Source organism: Leptospira inadai serovar Lyme str. 10, from assembly GCF_000243675.2.
Taxonomy (GTDB): domain Bacteria; phylum Spirochaetota; class Leptospiria; order Leptospirales; family Leptospiraceae; genus Leptospira_B; species Leptospira_B inadai.
This window is the reverse complement of sequence record NZ_AHMM02000027.1, coordinates 1-3,789: the sequence shown is the minus strand read 5'-3', so window position 1 is coordinate 3,789 and position 3,789 is coordinate 1. Positions and strand designations below refer to the sequence as shown.

The 3,789-nt window shown below is 43.0% G+C and carries 3 protein-coding genes and 1 pseudogene; all 4 read right to left on the bottom strand.

The window, feature by feature from the left end:
* Window positions 1–468: 468 nt before the first annotated feature.
* Window positions 469–1,074 (bottom strand): hypothetical protein, encoded by a 606-nt coding sequence (locus tag LEP1GSC047_RS20705; RefSeq protein ID WP_020989229.1) that lies wholly within the window; start codon window positions 1,072–1,074, stop codon window positions 469–471.
* 7 nt (window positions 1,075–1,081) lie between these two features.
* The gene (locus tag LEP1GSC047_RS20700) at window positions 1,082–1,732 is read right to left on the bottom strand and encodes a hypothetical protein (protein WP_155825704.1); all 651 of its coding nucleotides are present in this window, start codon (window positions 1,730–1,732) and stop codon (window positions 1,082–1,084) included.
* Window positions 1,733–1,887: 155 nt separating this feature from the next.
* Window positions 1,888–2,583, bottom strand: coding sequence for a hypothetical protein (locus tag LEP1GSC047_RS20695; RefSeq protein ID WP_020989228.1), 696 nt, complete (start codon window positions 2,581–2,583; stop codon window positions 1,888–1,890).
* Window positions 2,584–2,681: 98 nt separating this feature from the next.
* A pseudogene (locus LEP1GSC047_RS20690) lies at window positions 2,682–3,789 on the bottom strand (hypothetical protein); the annotation flags it as partial.

Below are 3,789 nucleotides of genomic sequence, written 5' to 3'. Positions count from 1 at the left end.
TTCGCTTTGCTCACGCTAGACAGAAGCTGCTCGAAGTTAAAAATGCTACACAGGACGGGGGACAAATCCACTCTTAGCATAAAATTCTTTCTATAGTACGTGGAAACTCCGCTCATCAATGTTCTGTCCTCAGTCCTCTGTCTTCTGTCCTCTGACGGGCAGCCCCCTTCACTTCGTTCAGGGTCACGCTACTTCGGGCTTCGCGTTCGCTCCGGTCTCAGCGTCTCTTTTGTTTTTATTCATTACTTTTCAATAATAACGCTGCGACTGCTTCGCACCCTGCGTATCGTTGCTGCGAGGATACTAAATTAAGGAATTATACTATACACAAGCAGATTCATGGCCTATTTGAAATGACTCGTCAGTTGATCGATCTCAAAACATTGTAATCAGTTTCTTACGATTATTTCTCCGCTTAGGTCTATTTTTATCGGCGTGTCAGAAAATATATTGAGTAACGCGGTCGAATCATTTTACTTCTCTCATCTCTCCTGAAGGATAATCAATTTCTATATTGGCCGGTTCGTAGTATAGAGAGCCCTCTTCGATAGGCTCAAAAGCTAATTCTTGAACAAATTTTATATTTAGCTGATCCGGCGCTCCAACGTAGCAGCCTATCCTTTTTGTTTTTTCATTCGATTGTACCATTCCTTTACCTTCTTTATATATTAATAATCCTTTAATATTAATTTCTTCGTCAGTAAGAATGATACTTCCGTTACGCTTTACTCTTTTATCGTTTCTCCGATCTCCTGCCAAACTTTCGTATTGTATAATTTGACCATTCTTTAGAAATAAGAAATAATAGTCCCCCGCAGCGTCATATGTTGCTTTCCATTTTCCAAATTTAGCCATAAGTTCAAATAATTTTCCTTTTTTAATCGACTCTGATACCATCGAACAAAAATGATTTTTTCCCGGTGGAATACATCCTTTACTATATTTTTTTATTCCATCTGAATTTGTACATTTAATCAGTTCGACTTCAGAATTTTTAGTAGGAGCATTCTGAATATCAAAGCATCCAGCCAGTATTATTAAAAAAAAAGATACTACGAACTTCTCTACGTTCATCAATCTATTACCATCCTGATAAAATTAATCCGGGTATATAATTTGGGTTAACTTGCCAGTAAGTTGTCTTACTATTCCAATATCTGTCGCCACTATTTTGTGTCCTTTTAGAAAATTGAACCCCTTTCCCTCCTGCACTTTCATAAATTTCCAGAGTATCATTATTTCTATTTTTAATTACATAAGTATGATCCGAATATAGCCCAAGGTTAGCATCATACTTCATCATCATACCGATCGAACCGAGGATCGGTTCGTTATTTGGAGTCGGTATAAAAAGATTGCTGTTGTATCTCATATTCTGGACTCCACCGTATCCTGAAGAACCCAATAACGGTTTTTCATTCGCGTCTCTATTCGCAATGTCTTGCGCGGACATTGTGTCTTTACCATAAATTGCATAACCATGAAGCGGATTTCCCAGACCGTAGCTTACACCTGCTGCATACAATACTGAACTCACAAAAGAAGAACAGTCGATGTTATTTTGAAAATTCAAATTTCCTCGTTGATCGACAGCACCAGGCCACCCCGGGAATCCATACCCCATTCCGTCCAAAGCAGTCCCCATGTGAGTAGCGATCTTCGCCAAATACTGATTAAAAGCTTCCTGGCTATCGAAGGCTAAACTTTCGGAAACTTTTCTCAATTCGCTCACTATACGGTTCCTTTGCTCCGTATCCGTTTCGTTTCCGACCTTACCAAAATTTACTTTCTCCGAGATTAATTTGTCAACCTCTCCTCCCGGCTTTAAGTCGTCGGAGGATAACACTGTTCTATCAGATGGTCCTTCCGAATTAGGTGTGTTGCCATTCAGTCCCCATGTGAGTAGCGATCTTCGCCGCCAAAATACTGATTAAAAGCTTCCTGGCTATCGAAGGCTAAACTTTCGGAAACTTTTCTCAATTCGCTCACTATACGGTTCCTTTGCTCCGTATCCGTTTCGTTTCCGACCTTACCAAAATTTACTTTCTCCGAGATTAATTTGTCAACCTCTCCTCCCGGCTTTAAGTCGTCGGAGGATAACACTGTTCTATCAGATGGTCCTTCCGAATTAGGTGTGTTGCCATTCGTATTGGATGTTGAAGAATCACTTCGCTCGTTACTGGAAAATAGATTTTTAAAAGCCGCAAGCAAATTCCCCCCAAGCGGGAAACCATTCGGCGCTTCCATTCCAAATTTATTTCGTGATAAGTTATCTATTAGGGTTTTTAAATCAATAGAACCTAGGTTTTGAAGTAAGGCTTGGATTGATCCCGATGATTGATTAGAATTCGGATCGTTATTACTGTCCCCAAACAACTTGTCCCAAATCCCTTTCGCAAAGTCCCCAACTCTCCCAGCCACATACCCGATCCCACCCAGGATATTATTCAACAGGTTATTCCTCGCAGACTCCGCAGCCTGTTCCCTCTCGGCCTCCGTCATGGGCGCCTTCTCAGGAACAAAATAACCCACATCGTTATATACTCCCGAATTCCCATAACCGAGAGTGCTAAACGCACCCAACTGATTCCCAAAGATGGAACCGTTGGATGTGACGTTGATTCCCCCGCTGTATCCGTTTTCCGTATTATAGTTTAAGAATGCACCTCCGTAGTTGTTTGCTAACGTACCGGTGTATGTATCTCCTCCGAATTCGGAATGATCGTAGATAAGTTAACACCATTCTTAAATCCGTATTCCCCAAACATCCCATCCCAAATCCCTTTCGCAAAGTCCCCAACTCTCCCAGCCACATACCCGATCCCGCCCAGGATATTATTCAACAGGTTATTCCTCGCAGACTCCGCAGCCTGTTCCCTCTCGGCCTCCGTCATGGGCGCCTTCTCAGGAACAAAATAACCCACATCGTTATATACTCCCGAATTCCCATAACCGAGAGTGCTAAACGCACCCAACTGATTCCCAAAGATGGAACCGTTGGATGTGACGTTGATTCCCCCGCTGTATCCGTTTTCCGTATTATAGTTTAAGAATGCACCTCCGTAGTTGTTTGCTAACGTACCGGTGTATGTATCTCCTCCGAATTCGGAATGATCGTAGGATAAGTTAACACCATTCTTAAATCCGTATCCGATCTTCGCATTCCATCCGTTTCTCTGCGAGTAGCCGACTCCACCCTGGATTCCGGTTGTCTGTCCCGGAATTCCGTAGTTGATTCCTGCGCTGTATCCGTTTGCATAACTGTACCCGAAGTTCACCCCGAAGCCGGTGGACCTCATTGTAGAGGTAAGAGCTGCACTTCCCATAGCCGCACCTGCTCCAACCACTCCTCCCTCGTAAGCTCCCCGAGCTGTCTTGTAAGCTACTAAACCGGTAAAGCATCCTGGGGATGCAGGGTTCGGAATCGCCGTGCAAGCCGCCAAGCCTGTCGTAACGATCGCATCCGATACCTGGTCGTTCTTATATAAGTAATTCGCGTTTCTTGAATATACTCTGTGTTCTTCGCTCATGTATTTTTCTCGGCTCTTATCGAGTTCTCCATACCCTGCTGCTATCGATTTGTTCAAGTCGCTATGATCCGTCTTGAAAGTCCCGAAGTCTAACATCCCCATACTAACGACTTTCGTCTTGAAGGAAAGTTCATTGATTAACATTCCTCCCGCCTCGTTCACAAGATCTCCTAGAAACAAGTTAAAGTCCACCATTCCGGTGATCGAATATAGAGCACTCGATTTTGCCTTATTCAAATAATCCCGTGTCTCCTTCATT

Bases quoted from the DNA above. Each gene is read 5' to 3' on its own strand.
- LEP1GSC047_RS20705 (WP_020989229.1), bottom strand. From the start codon at position 1,074: ATGAACGTAGAGAAGTTCGTAGTATCTTTTTTTTTAATAATACTGGCT.